11 protein-coding genes are annotated in these 15,269 nt (G+C 71.2%); 7 read left to right on the top strand and 4 right to left on the bottom strand.

Annotated features, from left to right (window positions below):
- Positions 1–15 precede the first annotated feature (15 nt).
- Both phnN and GHC57_RS10190 read left to right on the top strand, forming a co-directional pair.
- On the top strand, positions 16–645 hold the full coding sequence (gene phnN, locus GHC57_RS10185) for a phosphonate metabolism protein/1,5-bisphosphokinase (PRPP-forming) PhnN (protein WP_246152247.1): 630 nt from the start codon (positions 16–18) through the stop codon (positions 643–645).
- A 214-nt stretch (positions 646–859) separates the two neighbouring features.
- Positions 860–1,924, top strand: a complete 1,065-nt coding sequence (locus GHC57_RS10190; protein WP_170294814.1) for an OmpA family protein — start codon at positions 860–862, stop codon at positions 1,922–1,924.
- Positions 1,925–2,516: 592 nt separating this feature from the next.
- Here GHC57_RS10190 and GHC57_RS10195 read toward each other — a convergent pair.
- A complete protein-coding gene (locus GHC57_RS10195; protein WP_153343804.1) occupies positions 2,517–3,338 on the bottom strand; it encodes a hypothetical protein in 822 nt (273 codons plus the stop codon).
- A gap of 386 nt (positions 3,339–3,724) precedes the next feature.
- Between GHC57_RS10195 and GHC57_RS10200 the strand changes: the two genes are divergently transcribed.
- Positions 3,725–5,065, top strand: coding sequence for an NAD(P)H-dependent oxidoreductase (locus GHC57_RS10200; protein WP_153343806.1), 1,341 nt, complete (start codon positions 3,725–3,727; stop codon positions 5,063–5,065).
- A gap of 184 nt (positions 5,066–5,249) precedes the next feature.
- On the opposite strand, the gene GHC57_RS10205 is transcribed toward GHC57_RS10200, so the two are convergent.
- Positions 5,250–6,296 carry an NADP(H)-dependent aldo-keto reductase gene (locus GHC57_RS10205; RefSeq protein ID WP_153343808.1) on the bottom strand — a complete coding sequence of 349 codons (1,047 nt, stop codon included), beginning with the start codon at positions 6,294–6,296 and terminating at the stop codon, positions 5,250–5,252.
- Between the two features lie 67 nt (positions 6,297–6,363).
- On the opposite strand from GHC57_RS10205, the gene GHC57_RS10210 reads away from it, so the two are divergent.
- The 4 genes from GHC57_RS10210 to ligA all read left to right on the top strand — a co-directional run bounded on the left by GHC57_RS10210 (position 6,364) and on the right by ligA (position 11,793).
- Positions 6,364–6,870, top strand: a complete 507-nt coding sequence (locus tag GHC57_RS10210) for a GIY-YIG nuclease family protein (protein ID WP_246152248.1) — start codon at positions 6,364–6,366, stop codon at positions 6,868–6,870.
- A 98-nt stretch (positions 6,871–6,968) separates the two neighbouring features.
- The gene (locus tag GHC57_RS10215) at positions 6,969–7,856 is read left to right on the top strand and encodes an outer membrane protein assembly factor BamD (RefSeq protein WP_484592872.1); all 888 of its coding nucleotides are present in this window, start codon (positions 6,969–6,971) and stop codon (positions 7,854–7,856) included.
- A gap of 110 nt (positions 7,857–7,966) precedes the next feature.
- The gene (recN, locus tag GHC57_RS10220; RefSeq protein ID WP_153343818.1) at positions 7,967–9,688 is read left to right on the top strand and encodes a DNA repair protein RecN; all 1,722 of its coding nucleotides are present in this window, start codon (positions 7,967–7,969) and stop codon (positions 9,686–9,688) included.
- A complete protein-coding gene (gene ligA / locus GHC57_RS10225; RefSeq protein WP_153343820.1) occupies positions 9,685–11,793 on the top strand; it encodes an NAD-dependent DNA ligase LigA in 2,109 nt (702 codons plus the stop codon). Before recN ends, ligA begins: the two co-directional genes overlap by 4 nt.
- On the opposite strand, the gene GHC57_RS10230 is transcribed toward ligA, so the two are convergent.
- Both GHC57_RS10230 and GHC57_RS10235 read right to left on the bottom strand, forming a co-directional pair.
- Positions 11,750–13,009 (bottom strand): MFS transporter, encoded by a 1,260-nt coding sequence (locus GHC57_RS10230; RefSeq protein WP_153343822.1) that lies wholly within the window; start codon positions 13,007–13,009, stop codon positions 11,750–11,752. The genes ligA and GHC57_RS10230 overlap by 44 nt on opposite strands.
- 9 nt (positions 13,010–13,018) lie before the next feature.
- Positions 13,019–15,268, bottom strand: a complete 2,250-nt coding sequence (locus GHC57_RS10235) for a xanthine dehydrogenase family protein molybdopterin-binding subunit (protein ID WP_246152249.1) — start codon at positions 15,266–15,268, stop codon at positions 13,019–13,021.
- Position 15,269: the final 1 nt, after the last annotated feature.

The raw sequence follows: 15,269 nt of genomic DNA on the forward strand, positions 1-15,269 counted from the left end.
GGGCCTGAGAGGATCATGATGGACGGTAGCGGAGACGATCGGACCCCGGCGCGGGGCGGTCTGGTGTATGTCATTGGCGCATCGGGCGCCGGCAAGGATACGTTGATCGAATGGACGCGAAACCGCCTGGCCGAAGAGAACCCGGCGGCGCCGCTGGCCTTCGCGCATCGCTACATGGTCGGGTCGGGGCGTCCGGCGACGGCGCTTCATGTGCCGCTCGGGCATCAGGAGTTCGCGGCGCGGGAGGCGGCCGGGCTGTTCGCCCTGGTCTGGGAGAGCCTGGGGCTGCGCTATGCGGTGGGCGCGGAAATCGACCTGTGGCGGGCCGCCGGCCTGACCGTCGTGGTCAATGGCTCGCGGGCTTATCTGCCGGTGGTTGCGCAGCGCTATCCCGATGTGCGTCCGGTGCTGATCTCCACCGCGCCGGAGGTGCTGCGCCGCCGCCTTGAGGCGCGCGGACGGGAGAGCGCGGCCGAGATCGAGCAGCGGTTGCAGCGGGCCGCCGAGATCCAGGTGGAACACCCGGCGCTGGCGCGCGTGGACAACAGCGGTCCGCTGGAGGCCGGCGGGGCGCGCCTGATGGCCCTGTTGAAGGCGGTGGCCCTGATCGGCCACGGCGGTCCGGTGTCGGCGCGGTATCTTTGATCCCGGGCGAGGGGCGGGCAGAGCGCCCGCATCTCGTGTTCCGAAAGGGCCTGGATGGCCATATCTTGATCTCCCATCTGAACGCCGCAGAAAAGTCTTGCTATATCAGTGGGATCATAGAAAACTCTAAGACACTTGGTTAAGCTTGGCCCCGCGCCCGCCGGCATCCGGACGGTGCGGGGCCGGGCGGCGCATGGGGTGTTCTGGAGTCGGCATGATGCGACGGGCGGGACGGGCCTGGGGCCTGTGGCGCGGCATGATCCTGGCGGGCGCGGCGGCGATCGTGCCGGCCGGGCCCGGGCTCGCCGATCCCGTGCCGGAAGGCCCTTATGTCGGGGCCGGCGGGGGCCTCAACCTGAATGACACCGGGGACCTGGAGATCGGCGGCCGGCAGCGGGAGCTGGACACGGACCTGGGGTTCGTCGGTCTGGCCAGCTTCGGCTATGCCTTCGGCAACGGTCTGCGGGCCGAGGTGGAGGGCGGCCACCGCCGCAACACCGTGGACAACTGGGGCGGGACGGGCCTGGACGGCGACCTGAGCGCCTGGCACGGCATGGTCAACCTGCTCTATGACATCGACACGGGCACCGGCTTCACGCCGTTCGTGGGCGCCGGCCTGGGGGCGGCTTTCGTCAGCATCGACGCCGACAACCGCGCGCGCGGTCTCTCCGCCGACGACTCCGACGTGGGGCTGGCCTATCAGGCCATGGTCGGGCTGGGGTACAGCGTCACCGACAGCCTGAGCCTGTCGGCGGATTACCGCTTCTTCCACGCCGTGGACATCACGGCCGACGCGGGCAGCGGCGGCGTGTCGGACTCCTACATGAACCACGCCCTCGTCGTGGGGCTGCGGTATGCTTTCGGCGTCCCGGACCAGCGGGGACGGGGCGAGAGCCTGGACCAGATGGCCGCGCCCGAGGTGCCCATTCCACCGCCGCCGGCGGCCGTGCCCACCAGCTATCTGGTGTTCTTCCAGTTCGACAGCGCGGACCTGTCCCCCAATGCGGCCAGCATCGTGGACACGGCGGCCCGCAATGCCCGCGACGTGGGGCGCACCCGCATCGAGGTCACCGGCCACACCGACCGGGTGGGGGCGGAGTCCTATAATCTGGTGCTGTCGCAGCGCCGCGCCCAGACGGTCATGGAGCGGCTGGTCTCGCAGGGCATCGCGCGCGGGGACATTGCCGTTTTCGCCCGCGGCGAGGATGAACCGCTGATCCCCACGCCGGACGGCGTGCGAGAGGCGCAGAACCGCCGCGTCGAGATCGTGCTGATGTAGGACCGCCCGACGAAACGACACGGTTGATCTCTTCGTCGGGCGACCGGCGCGCCTCAGGCATCGCTTCGCGATCCCGGCTGAAACAACGTTCAACACGGATAACCGGGGTCGGGCGGCTTCTGGACCGTTGCGGCCCCCGAGAAAAGCCCTCCCCAGCCCTCCCCATTCCATGGGGAGGGAGTCCGTGCTGCGCCGTGTGGACCGGGAGTCCTCCCCCATTTATGGGGGAGGTGGGGAGGGCAGGGCGACGGGCTCAGGTTAACGGGATCGTACTTCCAGGTCTTTGCAGGGGTCGGAGACCTGCGCTCGAGGTCCTTCAGCCGCTTCGCGGCTTCAGGATGACACCCTATAATTTCAGTGTGTCATCCCGAGTGAGCGAAGCGAGACGAGGGATCTCGAGAGGCCCGCTCCGACAGCCCGGAACAGTCCGTCGTGTTATCTCGAACCCGTTGCCCTGGTCGGGAGGGGGGCAGGGCTTGACACGCGAATACAGAGAGCGAGCCAGGCCCGCGCGAAACCCCTCGCCGCCCTGAACCCTCCGGTCCCCGGAAATCCTTGATGACCCTGAAATACTGGGTCCGGCGATCGCCGACTACCGCGACAGGATCATGGGCAGTGTCAGCCCCGGCAGGATCGACTTGGTCACGCCGCCGCGCCGCAGGCGGGGCGTGTCATAGGCGCCGTGGGCGCCCATCGCCAGAACGTCCGCCGCCAGATCCGCCGCGCGCGACAGGATCAGTTCGCTCACCGGGATGTCGGTCGGCGCCTCGTGCTCGATCTGGGCCTTGATGCCGTGGCGGGCGAGCATGTCGCGGTGCGCCTCCCAGCGCCACTGCTGGGCGACCGGATCGCGGCTGACGGCGAGCAGGGTGACCATCTCGCACTGGCCCAGGAACGGCAGCACGTCGGCGAGCGCACGGGCGCTGGCGGCATCCTCGTTCAGCGCGACGACGGCGCGCTTGGGCATGGAAAAGCTCTTGGTGATGTAGGGCAGCACCAGCACCGGCCGGCCGCCGCTGACGGCCACCTGCTCGATCACCTCGTTGGTGATGGTGTGCCCCGCGTCCTGCTGGCGCGGCTGGGAGATGAGCCCCACGTCGGTCGTCTGCAGGTTGGCCGCGAGCTGCACGCCGATCAGGGTGGCGTCGGCCCCGTGGATTCCGTGCCAGCCGCAGGCCAGCCCGCGTTCCTCGCAGGCGGCGCGGAAGGGCGCCTCGGCGGCGTCCACCTTGGCCAGGAAGTCCGACGAGACCTGACGGGTGTAGGGATGCCGCTCGGTGTGGTCCACCACCCCGTAGATGCCGAGAACGAACCCGGAGCCCGCATGGTCGCCGAGAATGGACCGGGCGATATCCAGCCGGGTGCGCCAGGCGTCGGTATCGTCCACATGAACCAGGATGGTGCGCGGCATCATGGATAAAAGTCCTCCCTGTTGCGCGGCCGCCCGGTTCGGCGCCCCGGAGGGCTCCCCGTGTCCGGCCGTCGTCTGTTCCGGCCGGGTTATAGCACCCTTGGCGGGCACCCGTAAGGGCGAACGCATGCCGCGCCAGGGCAATCGGGTGAAAGGGCGTCTGGTGTCAAGGACGCGGTGTCGGGCGGATTCGACCCCGCCCGTTTCCCGATAAGGAAGCGCGGCGGGGCGAACCCGCCCGATGCGGTCCGGCAGTTCGCCAAAGGTGTGCTCACCCGATTGCCCTGCATGCCGCGCGGACTCTTGCCCTTGCGCCGGGATTGCCGGAGACTTTCCGGCCCGCCCGGGGGCGAAACCGGACGGACGGCTTGAGGGGAGGACGGACGCATATGGGACTGACGGGATTGATCGCGCGACGCCTGGAGCAGGGGGACGGCCCGGTCCGGGTGGGGCTGGTGGGGGCCGGCAAGTTCGGGGCCATGTTCCTGGCCCAGGTGCCGACCAGCCCGGGCATTGCGGTGACGGCCATCGCGGACCTGGACCCGGCGCGGGTGCGGCGCACGCTGGAGGGTGTCGGCTGGCGGCCGGACCGGATCGAGGCGACCCGCATCCTGGATGACGCCGACACGGTGGTCTCGGCCGATGACGTGGATGTGGTGGTCGAGGCCACGGGCGATCCCTGGGCGGGCATTCATCATGCCCGCGCGGCCTATGCCGCCGGCAAGCATGTGGTGATGGTCAACGTCGAGGCCGACGTGCTGGCCGGTCCCCTGCTGGCGCGCGAGGCCCAGGCGGCCGGGGTGGTGCACTCGATGGCCTACGGCGATCAGCCGGCCCTGATCTGCGAGCTGGTGGACTGGGCGCGGGCCTGCGGCTTCGAGGTCACGGCCGCCGGCAAGGGGACCAAGTACCTGCCAGCCTATCACGATTCGACGCCCGAGACGGTGTGGGACCACTACGGCATCAGCGGAGAACAGGCGGCCGCGGGCGGCATGAACCCGCGCATGTTCAATTCCTTCCTGGACGGCACCAAGTCGGCCATCGAGATGGCGGCGGTCGCCAACGCCACCGGGCTGGCCGCGCCGGTTCACGGCCTCGGGTTTCCGCCCAGCGGGGCCGACGACCTGCCCCGGACCCTGCGCCCCCGGGCCATGGGCGGCCATCTGGACGGGCGTGGCATGGTCGAGGTGGTCTCGTCGCTGGAGCGCGATGGTCGCCCGGTGTTCCGCGATCTGCGCTGGGGTGTCTATGTCACCGTCGAGGCGCCGACGAACTACGCCGGGGCCTGTTTCCGGCAGTACGGCCTCGTCACCGATCCAAGCGGGCGGTTCGCGGCCATGTACAAGCCCTATCACCTGATCGGGATGGAACTGAACGTGTCCATTCTGTCGGCCGCGCTGCGGGGCGAGCCCACGGGCGCGCCGCGCGGATTTTCCGCCGATGTGGTGGCCGTGGCCAAGCGCGACCTGTCCCCGGGCGAGGTGCTGGACGGCGAGGGCGGATTCACCGTCTGGGGCCGCCTGACCACGGCCCGGCGCTCGCTGTCGGACCGGGCGCTGCCCATTGGCCTGGCGCACGGAGTGCGCCTGACCGAGCCCGTCCGCCGGGGCGAGGTGGTGCGCATCGGCGATGTGGACCTGGGCACGGCCCACACCGAGGCGCTGGCCCTGCGCCGCCGCCTGGAGGACGAGAGCCGCGCCGCCCTTGGCCTGGAGGCCGTCCCGGCGTGATGGCGGCGGGACGACGCAATCGGATCATGGATCCTGTTTCGCCCGCCGTGCGTGAATTCACCCGGGTTACACCGCGCGGCCTATGACGTGATTTCATAGGCCGGACGGCCGGTGCGACTGCACCGGCGCCGCGAAGCGGCGTAGGGCATTTGTCCTGACGAGTCAGGACAAATGCCGGCCCGTATTACGGGCAAGGGTAGGTGAACTCGGCGTGGATGGCCTCGATGCCCTCCAGAACCGACTCCGGCAGGGTCACGGTGATGCTGTCGATGTTGCGGGCGAGCTGCTCCAGCGTGGTGGCGCCGATGATGTTGCTGGCGACGAACGGGCGGCTGTTCACGTAGGCCAGTGCCATGTGCGCCGGGTCCAGGCCGTGGTCGCGCGCCAGGGCGACATAGCGTTCGGTCGCCGCCACGCCGCGCGGCTTCAGGTACCGCCCGAAGATGTCGCCGAACTGGGTGAGGCGCGCGCCCTCGGGCTGGGCGCCGCCCAGGTACTTGCCCGACAACGTGCCCATGGCGAGCGGCGAGTAGGCGCACAGGGGCACCTCTTCGCGGATGGCGGCCTCGGCCAGCCCGACCTCGAAGCCCCGGTTCAACAGGTTGTAGGGGTTCTGGATGCAGGCGGGGCGCGGCAGGCCCTGCGTCTCCGCCAGCCCGACCGTGTGCATCAGGCCCCAGGCGGTCTCGTTGGACAGCGCCACGTGCCGGATGGACCCGGCCCGGACCAGCTCCTGCAGCACCTGCATGGTTTCGGCCAGGGCGATGGCATTGGCGTCCCGCTCCGGATCCGGTTCATAGCCCAGTCGGCCGAAGTAGTTCGCGCCGCGCTCCGGCCAGTGCAGGTAATACAGGTCGATGTAGTCCGTCCGCAGGCGGCGCAGCGAGTCCTCGACGGCCTGCCGGATGTTGGTGCGGTCCAGGCGCACGCTGCCGTCGCGGAAATGGGTCATGCGGCCGGGGCCGACCACCTTGCTGGCCAGAATCACCTTGTCGCGGGTGCCCCGGTCGCGGAACCAGGTGCCGATGTACTCTTCCGTCCGGCCCTGCGTTTCCGGGCGCGGCGGAACGGGGTACAGTTCGGCCGTGTCGAAGAAGTCCACGCCCCGGTCCAGGGCCAGGTCCATCTGGGCGTGGGCGTCGGCCTCGGTGTTCTGCTGGCCCCAGGTCATGGTGCCGAGACAGATGGCGCTGACGGACAGGCCGGAGCGGCCCAGGGAACGATGCTGCATGGGGAAGAGTCCTCGCGATCGGAAAGACGGCGCGGCCGCACGGAACCGCGTGCGCGCGAACGGGACCTTGCCGCCTGAGCCCGGCGCGGACAAGCCCCTTGACGGTCCCGCCGGGCTCCGCGCCCTGGCCGGAGACTGGGTGGCGGCCGGGGACGCGTCGGCGATCGAGGCTCTGCCGACCGCGCCCGGGGCCTATCTGCTGGTGCTCCGGGTGCCGGACCCGGTGGCGCCGCCGCCGCGTTTTGTCGCGCGGGCGCGGGCGGATCTGCCGCCGGGCTGGCTGGTCTACGCCGGCAGCGCGCGGGGTCCGGGCGGGCTGCGGGCGCGCCTGCGTCGGCACCTGCGTCCGGACAAGGCCCGCCGCTGGCACGTGGACTGGCTGACCACCGCCCCCGGCGTCCGGGTCTGGGCGGGCCCGGTGCCGGGCGGGGACGAATGCGCCCTGATGGCGTCGGTGCTGGCATTGCCCGGAGCGACCGTCCCGGTCCCCGGGTTCGGCAGCAGCGACTGCCCGCGCTGTCCCGCCCATCTGGCGGCGCTGCCGGAGAGGGCTGGCCCCGACGCCCCCCGGTGACAGCCGGCCCGGCCATGGTATAGTGCGGCCCGGCGCCTGACATCGCCCCCCACGCCGCCGCCCCCGTTTCCGCCGACCAGAGGATGTCCGTCCCGGCCATGATGCTTCGTCTCAGTCCCCGGCCTGCCCCGTCTTCCGGACGCCGGCGTCCGCCGTCCCGCGTCCGGGCGCGGGCGACCCTTCGCCTCCTGGCCGCCCTGGTGCTGGTTTCGGGCCTGGGCGCCGGGCTCGCCGCCTGCGGCGGGCCGGAAGAGAAACCCTACATCGAGCGGCCGGTGGAACAGATCTACAACGAGGCCGTCAGCCTGCTGGAAGCCGGCGAGTACGAGGACGCCGCCGACGCCTTCAACGAGGTGGAGCGCCAGCACCCCTATTCGGTCTGGGCGACCAAGGCCCAGCTCATGGCGGCCTACAGCTACTACGAGGACAACGAATACGACGACGCGATCGTCGCGCTGGAGCGCTTCATCCAGCTCCACCCGGGCAACCGCGATATTCCGTATGCGTATTATCTCAAGGGTTTGAGCTATTACGAGCAGATCGCGGACGTGCGCCGGGATCAGGAGATCACGGGTCTCGCCCTGGATAGCCTGCGCGAGGTCGCCAACCGCTTCCCCAACACCAAGTACGCCCGCGACGCCCGCTTCAAGATCGATCTGGCCCGCGACCACATGGCCGGCAAGGAAATGAGCGTCGGCCGCTTCTATCTGGACGAGAAGCACTATCTGGCGGCGGTGAACCGCTTCAAGCGGGTGGTCGAGAGCTACGAGCAGACCACGCACGTGCCGGAGGCCCTGTACCGGATCGCCGAGATCAACATGATCCTGGGTCTGGAGGAGGAAGCGAAAAAGGTGGCCTCTGTGCTGGGCTACAACTATCCGGGCAGTGACTGGTACGTGGACGCCTATGAACTCGCGACCGGCGAGCGGATCGGCAATCCGGACGAGGACACCGCCTGGTACGAAAGCCTGTACGACTGGCTATAATCTTTGTCGGCTGAGAGGCGGACGCGTCAACGTCCGTGCCTCCGCCGCTTCGCGGCGCGGGATAACCCCGCCGGCCCTTCTGATTGACCCCTTCCACCGGACCCGCCGTCATGCTGGTTTCGCTGTCCATTCGCGACGTGGTGCTGATCGCGCGCCTCGACCTGGCGTTCGCGGACGGTCTGGGCGTGCTCACGGGCGAAACCGGCGCGGGCAAGTCCATCCTGCTGGACAGCCTGGGGCTGGCGCTGGGTGCGCGGGCCGACAGCGGACTGGTGCGCGCGGGCGCGGACCGGCTCTCCGTCACCGCCCAGTTCGACATCGGGCCGGATCACCCCGTGCACGCGCTGCTGGCCGAGCAGGACATGGACACGGGCGAGGACCTGCTGGTGCTGCGGCGCTCCGTGGGGGCCGACGGCCGCAGCCGCGCCTGGGTCAACGACCAGCCGGCGAGCGTGGGGTTGCTGCGCCGCCTCGGCGATACGCTGGTGGAAATTCACGGTCAGTTCGACACCCACGGCCTGCTGGACCCCGGCACGCATCGGGGCGTGCTGGACGCGCACGGTAGCCTGGGCAAGGCGCGGGAGGTCTGTCAGACGGCCTGGGAGCGCTGGCGCGCGGCGAAACGCGTGCATGCCGCCGCGCTCCGCGACCTGGAGCAGGCCCGCGCGCGCGAGGACGAATTGCGCGCCATGCTCACCGAACTGGAGGTCCTGAACCCGAAACCGGGCGAGGAAGAGGCCCTGGCGGAAAAGCGCGCGCGCCTGATGGACGGCGAGAAGCTGGCCGCCGGCCTCAACGAGGCCCTGGCCGCCCTCAGCGAGCCGGCGGACGCGGAACGGGCGGTGCAGGCCGCGCAACGGGCGCTGGAGCGGCTGGCGGATCTGCACGGGGCCACGGTCTCGCCCATCGCCGAGGGCCTGGAGCGCGCGGCCATCGAGATCGCCGAGGCCCGCAACGCCCTCGATCATGCCGCCGCCGACATCGACCTGGACCCCCAGCACCTCGATCAGGTGGAGGAACGGCTGTTCGCGCTGCGCGGGCTGGCCCGCAAGCACGGGGTGGAGGTGGATGCGCTGGCCGGCCTGATGGCGGACACGCGCGCGACGCTGGACGCGCTGGAGGCCGGCGGCGGCGACATCGCCCGTCTGGCCCGCGACGAACAGGCGGCGCGGGAAGGCTATCTGGCGGCGGCACGGGTCTTGTCGGAGGGTCGGGCGGCGGCAGCCCGCACCCTTGATGACGCCGTGGCGGTGGAACTGCCGCCCCTGAAGCTGGACAAGGCGCGCTTCGTCACCCGCGTCGAGCCGCTGGAGGAACGCGAGTGGGGGCCGGACGGGCTGGACCGCGTGGCGTTCGAGGTGGCCACCAACCCCGGGGCCACGCCCGGGCCGATCCACCGCATCGCCTCGGGCGGCGAACTGGCGCGCTTCATGCTGGCCCTGAAGGTGGTGCTGGCGCGCGCCTCCACCGTGCCCACGCTGGTCTTCGACGAGGTGGACACGGGCATCGGCGGCGCGACGGCGGCGGCGGTGGGGGAGCGGCTGGCGCGGCTCGCGCGGGATGTCCAGGTGCTTGTGGTCACGCACTCGCCGCAGGTCGCCGCCACCGGCCATCATCACTGGCGGGTGGAGAAGGGCAGCGAGGCCGAGGCCACCGTCACCCGCGTCGTGCCGCTGTCCGACGGCGAGCGCCGCGAGGAGATCGCCCGCATGCTGTCGGGCGCGACCATCACCGCCGAGGCCCGCGCCGCCGCCGAGACCCTGTTGAAAGCCGGGGCCGCGCCCCAGATGCACTTCGACCTGTCCACGCCGGAACCCCCGCAGACCCCATGACCGAGACAGCCACCATCCCCCCCGAGGACCTGACCCAGGACCAGGCCGCCGCCGAACTGGAGCGGCTGGCGGCGGAGATCGCGCGACACGATGCGCTCTACCATCAGCAGGACGCGCCGGGGATCAGCGACGCGGACTATGATGCGCTGGTGCGCCGGAACGACGCCATCGAGGGCCGGTTTCCGGAGCTGGTGCGCGATGACAGCCCATCGCGGCGGGTGGGCGCGGCCCCGGTCTCCGGCTTCGGCAAGGTGGTGCACGCCGTGCCCATGCTGTCGCTGTCCAACGTGTTCGCGCCCGAGGAGGTGGCCGAGTTCACCGCCGGAATCCGCCGCTTCCTGCGTCTGGACGCGGCCGAGCCGCTGGCCCTGGTGGCCGAACCCAAGATCGACGGCCTGTCCCTCTCGCTGCGCTACGAGTCCGGCCGGCTGGTGCAAGCGGCAACCCGGGGCGACGGATCGGAGGGCGAGGACGTCACCGCCAACGTGCGCACCCTGGACGAGGTGCCGGAGCGGCTGGCCACCGACGATCCGCCGGAGGTCATGGAAATCCGGGGCGAGGTCTACATGACCCGCGATGACTTCCTGGCCTTCCGCGAGCGACAGGTGGCGGCCGGCGAAAAGCCGCCCGCCAACCCCCGCAACGCGGCGGCGGGGTCTCTGCGCCAGAAGAACCCGGCGATCACGGCGGAGCGGCCGTTGCGCCTGTTCGCCTACTCCTGGGGCGAGGTGCGGGGTGTCGCGTTCGACAGCCACCATGCGTTCCTGGAGCAACTGCGGGCCTGGGGCCTGCCGGTCAATCCGGACACCAAACTGTGCCGCGACGAGTCGGAGGCGCTGGCGGTCTACGAGGGTCTGGGCGCGCGGCGGGCCGATCTGCCCTATGACATCGACGGCGTGGTTTACAAGGTGGACCGCATCGACTGGCAAAAGCGCCTGGGCTTCGTCAGCCGCGCGCCGCGCTGGGCCACGGCGCACAAGTTCCCGGCCGAGCAGGCCCGCACCGTGCTGCATGCGATCGATGTCCAGGTGGGCCGCACCGGCGCGCTGACTCCGGTTGCACATCTGGAGCCGGTGACGGTGGGCGGCGTGGTGGTCTCGCGCGCCACGCTGCACAATGAGGACGAAATCCGCCGCAAGGACGCGCGGGTGGGCGACACCGTGGTGATCCAGCGCGCCGGCGATGTCATCCCGCAGGTGGTTTCGGTGGTGCTGGAGGCGCGGCCAGAGGGCAGCGAACCCTTCACGTTTCCCGATCACTGCCCGGTTTGCGGCTCGGAAGCGGCGCGGCCCGAGGGCGAGGCCGTGCGCCGCTGCACCGGCGGGCTGATCTGCGAGGCGCAGGCGGTGGAGCGCCTGAAGCACTTCGTCTCGCGCGAGGCCTTCGACATCGAGGGCCTGGGATCCAAGGCGGTCGAGGCGTTCTTCAACGACGGCCTGATCCGCGCCCCGGCGGACATCTTCCTGTTGGAGGAGCGCGACGGCCAGTCCCTGACCCGGATCAGCAAGCGCGACGGCTGGGGGCCGAAGTCCGCCGAAAACCTGTTCCGCGCCATCCGCGACCGGCGGTCGATCAGCCTGGAGCGGTTCATCTACGCCCTGGGAATCCGGCAGGTGGGGCAGGCGACGGCGCGCCTGCTGGCCGAGCACTACGGCACCCTGGCGGATCTGCGCGCCGCCATGGCCGCGGCCCAGGACCGGGAGTCGGAGGCGTACCGGACCCTGGTGAACATCAACGATGTGGGCTCCAGTGTGGCCAAGGATCTCCTGGCCTTCTTCCACGAGGACCATAACCGGCAGGTGCTGGACGAACTGGCCGAGGTGCTGGAGGTGCGCCCGTTCGAGCGTCCGGCCCGAGGCGGGGCCGGGGCGGGGGACAGCCCGCTTGCCGGCAAGACCGTGGTGTTCACCGGCTCGCTGGAGACCCTGTCACGCGCCGAGGCCAAGGCCCGCGCCCAGGCCATGGGCGCCAAGGTCACGGGGAGTGTGTCGGCCAAGACCGATTACGTGGTGGTGGGTGCGGACGCGGGCTCGAAGGCCGCCAAGGCCCGCGACCTGGGCGTTACGACGCTGAGCGAGGCGGAGTTCCTGGAGATGGCGGGCTGACGGCGGCTCCGGTCGCCGGGGTCTCGTCTTCCACCCACAGCGCGCCGCCGTCCCAGCGCCGGGCCAGCAGCAGGCCGAACACGGCCGCGCCCGCGCACAGGCCGGTCCCCAGCAGGAAGGCCAGCCCGCCCGTGCTTTCGTACAGCGAGCCGGCGGCGATCATCGACAGCCCCAGCAACGCCCCCATGGCGAGCGCGGAATAGAGGCCCTGGGCTCGCACGGCGTGACTGTGCGGCACCGCCCGGGCGATGAAGTGCATCGCCCCCAGGTGTCCGGCGGCGTAGGTCAGGGCGTGCAGCCCCTGCACCCCCACCAGCGCGGCCGGATGGGTGGTGCCGGCGAGCACCGTCCAGCGCACGATTCCGCCCACGGCCGCCGCCATCAGCAGGCCCATGGGGCCGAGTGCGGCCAGTACCCGGTTGCCGAAGGCGAACAGCGCGACCTCGACGATCACCCCCAGCGCCCACAACGCGCCGATGAACGCGTCCGACAGGCCGGCGGCGCGCCAGTGCAGCGTGGAGAATCCGTAATAGGGGGCGTGGCTGGCCTGCGACAGCCCCACGCAGGCCAGGAACAGCAGGAACGGCGGATTGCGCAGCAGCCGCAGCAGGCCGGAGCCGTCCAGGCGCAGCGGCGCGGTGCCGACCGTCCGGGGCGCATCGTCCGGCAGGGTGGCCGCGCTGGCCGCCGTCAGGGCGAGGCTGCCCAGGATGGCCGCCGGCACCACCACTTCGACCGGCAGCGCCTCCAGGGCGGCCCCCGCCACCACGGCGGCGAGCATGAACGTGATCGAGCCCCACAGCCGCATGCGGCCGTAGTCGGCGCCGGTGCGGCGCACCACGCCCATGGCCACCGACTCGGCCAGCGGCATCAGGCAGGCCATGCAGGCGGTGGCGGGCACCGCGACCAGGAACAGGGGCCAGAACCCGGACAGCGGCAACAGGACGGTGAACCCGACCAGCGCGGCCAGGGCCATCACCACCATGGTCGTCCGCCGCCGCCCCGTGCGGTCCACATGGCTGGAAACCACCGGGTTGACCAGCACCTTGGACCACTGGGCGGCAGCCATGATGAAGCCGATCTCGACCGCGCCCAGGCCGCGGGTCTCCAGCCACGCCGGCCAGAACGGCAGCATGACGCCGATGCCCGTGAACAGGAGGCCGTAGAACGCGCCCACCCGCACGGCGGGCGCCGTGACGAAACCACCGGGCGTCATGGGGTCTGGTTATCCCTTCAGGCGCAGGGGCAAGGACCGCAGCCGCGTGCCGGTGGCGGCGAAGACGGCGTTGGCCACGGCGGGCGCGACCGGCGGCAGCGCCGGTTCGCCGATCCCGGTCGGCGCGGCGGTCGAGGGGAGGATATGGACCTCGATGTCGGGCACCGCCGCCATGCGCAGCACTTCGAAGTTGTGGAAGTTGGACTGCTCCACGGCCCCCGTGTCGTCCATTGTGATGCGCCCGCGCAGCGCGGCCGACAGGCCGAAAACGATGGCGCCCTCCACCTGGGCGCGGATCACACTCGGGTTCACCGGCAGGCCGCAGTGGACGGCGCAGACGACGCGGTCCACCACGATGGTGGAGTCCTTCACCGTGACCTCGGCCACCTGCGCGACGCTGGTGCCCCGGCTGCGGTGGACAGCCAGACCGCGCCCGCGCCCCGGGGCGAGGGGGGCGGCCCAGCCGGCCTTGTCCGCGACCAGCAGCAGCACGTTCAGCATGTCCGGATGGGCGTCCCGCAGCAGGTCCAGCCGCAGCGCCAGCGGGTCGGTCCCGGCGGCGTGAGCCAATTCGTCCACGAAGCTTTCGGTGGCAAACGCGGTGTGGGAATGCCCGCCCGCGCGCCACCACAGCACCGGCACGCCGGTTTCTGGCATGTGCAGGTCAAGGTACATGTTCGGCACGGCGTACGGGAGGTCGGCGACCCCCTCGACACAGGTCGGGTCGATGCCGTCACCCATCAGCGGCCCTTCGAACACGGTCCCTTTCAGGATCGACTGACACACCACGCGGTGTCGCCAGGCGGTCGGACGCCCGTTGGCATCCACGGCGCCCGACACCGTATGCAACGCCATCGGTCGATACCATCCGCCGCGAATCTCGTCCTCCCGGGTCCAGACCAGTTGGACCGGCGCGCCGATGCCCTGTTCGGCCAGCGCGCGGGCGATGGCCGCCACATCGCGGGCGCATCCGCCGTCGGGGCGCGCCCGCAGGCCGAAACTGCCGCCGGCGAAGGTCGGGTGCAGCGTGACCCGGGCCGGATCCACGCGGGCGGCTTCGGCGACGGCGAGCACGTCGGTGGTGGGGGTCTGCGAGGCGGTCCAGATCTCGATGCCGGAATCGGTCAGGTGCGCGACCGCGCTCGGCGTTTCCATCGGGGCATGGGCCTGATAGGGCACGTCATAGGTGGCCTCGATGGCGACGGAGTCGGGCTTTGTCAGGGCTGCGGCGGCATCACCCTGGTTGCGGACGACCGTGCCGGGGGTCTTGGCCTGCTCGCGGTAGCGCTCCAGGATGGCGTCGGTCCCGGTCGTGACCGTGGCCGAGTCGTCCCACTCCACGGCAAGGACGGCCAGCGCCCGGGCGGTCTGCCACGGCATCTCGGCGACGACCGCCAGACCGGCGCCGGCGGGCAGCGGGGTGACGGCTTTCACGCCGGGGACGGCCAAAGCCGCTTCGGTGTTGACGCTCTTCACGGTCGCGCCGAAGCGGGGCGGGCGACGGATACGGGCCACCAGCATTCCGGGCAACCGGATGTCGCTGGCGTAGAGGGCGCTGCCGTCGATCTTGGCGGCCGCATCCGGCCGATGCAGATCGACGCGGCCAATCAGGCGGAAGGTCGCGGGGTCCTTGAGGGGCACCGTGTCCGGGTCGGGGACGGGCAGGGCGGCGGCGGCGGCGGCCATCTCGCCGTACCCGGCCGAGCGGTCGCCGGCCGCGTGCCGGAGCCTGCCGTCGGTGGTCTCGATCTCGTCGGGCGGCACGTCCCAGGCCTCGGCCGCCGCGCGCACCAGCATGGCCCGGGCGACCGCTCCGGCCCTGCGCATCTGCTCGAAGGCGTTGGCGAGCGAGGTGCTGGCGCCGGTGCCCTGGAGCGGGCCCCAGTACAGATTGTTGTACAGGGCCGCATCGGCCGGCGCGGGCGCGGGATGCACACTGTCCCAGGGGGCGTCCAGTTCCTCGGCGACCAGAGCGCACAGTCCGGTGTAGACCCCCTGGCCCATCTCCAGGTGTTTGCAGATGACCGTGACGCGCCCATCCCGGGCCAGCCGCACGAAGGCGTTGGGGGCCAGGTCCGCCGATCCGGCGTCCGTGGTGTTGTCTCCGTCGGCGGCGGCCGCCGGCTCGCTGCCGGGCAGGACAAGCCCCAGGGTCAGGCCGGCCCCCGTGCCCATCATCACCCGCAGGAGGGTGCGTCGGCTCGGGGCGTCAGGGGCGGGTGTGCGGTCGGGACGAGGGCGATGGTTGGTCATGGTCATG

The sequence above is a fragment of the Roseospira navarrensis genome (assembly GCF_009601025.1).
GTDB lineage: Bacteria > Pseudomonadota > Alphaproteobacteria > Rhodospirillales > Rhodospirillaceae > Rhodospira > Rhodospira navarrensis.